The organism is Streptomyces sp. NPDC059909 (genome assembly GCF_042730885.1).
Classification (GTDB): Bacteria; Actinomycetota; Actinomycetes; order Streptomycetales; family Streptomycetaceae; genus Streptomyces.
In genome coordinates, this window is sequence record NZ_JBHWKX010000186.1 from 1 (window position 1) to 2,517 (window position 2,517).

General features: G+C 65.1%; 2 protein-coding genes. Both read left to right on the forward strand.

Annotated elements, in window-relative coordinates; translation table 11 throughout:
• A partial coding sequence (locus ACFV9O_RS40015; RefSeq protein ID WP_385427941.1) for an XRE family transcriptional regulator occupies nt 1-1,466 on the forward strand: 1,466 nt, incomplete at its 5' end.
• Between the two features lie 33 nt (nt 1,467-1,499).
• On the forward strand, nt 1,500-2,402 hold the full coding sequence (locus tag ACFV9O_RS40020; protein ID WP_385427943.1) for a phosphotransferase family protein: 903 nt from the start codon (nt 1,500-1,502) through the stop codon (nt 2,400-2,402).
• Nucleotides 2,403-2,517 lie beyond the last annotated feature (115 nt).

Here is a 2,517-nt window from a genome sequence, read left to right on the forward strand (position 1 = left end):
TCAGGTCACTCACTGTGCGTCACATTCCTGGTGTCAGCCAGGGCCCGACCAGCACCCAGCAAGATCACCTCTTACACAGAGGAGTAAACAGCCTCCAGCCCCACAAGCCCACCTGCGCGCGCCAGATTCGCCTGAGCGAGGAAGCCGCTGGCAAGACACCGCAGCAGATCGCGAATCTCGTCCACGAGCACTGCGGGGTGTCGAAGCTACGCGCGCAGCGCCTCGCCCGCGGGAAGACTCTGGCGCAGGCGGGTACGGAGCTGCGGCAGCTCGCACAACAGCACGATCATGACGGACCCCGGGTGGAGGGCGATCAGCTCGGCTCCTGGGAAACCGGGGGTAGGACACCAAGGCTGACCACGGTCGATCTGCTGTGCCAGTACTACCAGTGCACTCCGTTCGACCTGGGTTTGGGCTCATCGGGCGCTCCCGACACGGTGTTGCGTGCGAACCACTCGGTCGCCTTCACTGAGACCGACGACAGCACTGGGTCGGTACCGCCGGAACTTGGTGCCCACCTCGATACCGCTCGCCGTGCGACCGATCGGACGCTGGCTCAGGGAAGCGTCGCCGGCGGGCAACTCGATCTTCTGGAAGAGCGGCTGCTGTTGCTCAGGCAGGAGTACCTGTACACGCCACCAGCGAAGATGCTCGCCCAGCTTCTGCTCGAACTAGCCGAGGTGGAAAGCCACTCCATGGAGCGGCAGACGACGACAGTTCAGATCCGGCTGACCGAGATGACAGCAGTGCTCGCCACGCTCATCGCCGACTCCCTGATGAAATTGGGCGACAACCGCCGCTCCCGGGGGTGGTATGAAACAGCCCGGCACGCCGCAGAGGAGAGTGGCAATCCGGAGCTGCGAGCCAGGGTAAGGGCCCAGGCTGCGATGCTGCCGTACTACTACGGGCCGTTGAGCGCCGCCGTCTCGCTGGCCCGCGAAGCGCGCCTCATGACGAAGCACCGCCCGTCAGCAACGGCGGCCTTCGCCGCTGCCGCCGAAGCCAGGGCACTCGCCCAACAGGGGAATGCCGCCGACGCCGAGGCTCGCATCCGCGAAGCCCGCGCCATCTACGACAGGATGCCGCCCAGCCCGGACGACGACGCCTTCGGTTTCCCGTGGCGCCGCTTCCTGCTGTACCTGAGCGGCACATACACAGCCCTCAGCCAAGGCTCACGCGCGCGCAAGGTCCAGGAAGAGGCACTGGCCCTGTACCCCGCACGTACCGGCATCGATCCCGCCCTCCTCCGTCTGGAGGCCGCGATCTGTCTCGCCCATGAGCGCAGCGCCACCGAAGCCTGCCAGCTCGCCGTCCAGACCTACTTACAGGTCCCCGAGGACCATAGGACTTCGATCATCGGTGCGAGGGCCCGCCGGGTTATCGAAGAGCTTCCTGGAGTCAACGGCCGAACCCGCGCAGCCATGGAACTGCGTGAACTCTTGGGACTGCCCAGCGGATCGATGTGACAGTCCGACGGCTTATCAGACAGCCTTGGCCCCATGACAGCACCAGCGCAAATCTACGGCGGGTACAGCGAGACGGAAATGCGTCACGTTCTCCAGCGCGCCTGCAACGCCGTCGGCCTGGACAGCGAAGGCGCTGAGGTACTCCGCAGGCACACCAACGCCGTTGTACGCCTCCGTCACGATCCCGTGGTGGTCAAGATCGCCCGCAAGGGCTCCCGCTTCGAAGACGTCGAGCGGACCGTACGGTTCGTCCAATGGCTGATGGCTCGCGGCTTCCCCACATCGCCCCTCCACGACGTACCACAGCCCGTGATTGTGGATGGCCACTCCATCACCTTCTGGACGTACCTTCCCCAGCCCGACCATCCGGTGACTGCCCAGCAACTCGCCAAGCCCCTCCGCGAGTTGCACAACCTACCGGCGCTCCCACTACAGCTCCCCGAGCACGACACTGTTGCGGCCATTGGCCGGTCAATCGCGACAGCCCACGTGCTGCCCGCATCAACGCGGGACTTCCTCAGCGAACGTCTTGAACGCCTGACCAAGGAGCTTGACGAGGTCGACTTCCTGTTCCCCGAAACGGTGATCCAGGGAGACCCCCAGCACCGCAACGCGCTCCATGCACACCCCAGGGTCGTCCTGTGCGACTGGGACACGGTCACCCGCGGACGGCGCGAATGGGATCTCGCGACCATCGAGATCCACTGCCGACGCTTCCGTCATGGAGCCGGGCACTACCAGCCGTTCGTCGACACCTACGGCTTCGACATCACCACCTGGCCGGGCTTCACCGTGATCCGGGACCTACGTGAGCTCCGAATGATCAGTACGAACGCCCGGAAGATCGCACAGGCACCCCACACCCAGAGTGAGGTAGAGCGCCGCATCGAGGGCCTGCGCCAGGGGGACACCTCCATGCTGTGGAACATCCTGTAACGGGCGATGCCGACGACGTCAGAGGTCGTTTCCTCCCGTTGTTTTATCCCGTGATGCGGATTTGGTTCGGTGATGTCGGGTCGCGCCACGAGATGGTGGCCTCGCCAGTGAGCCG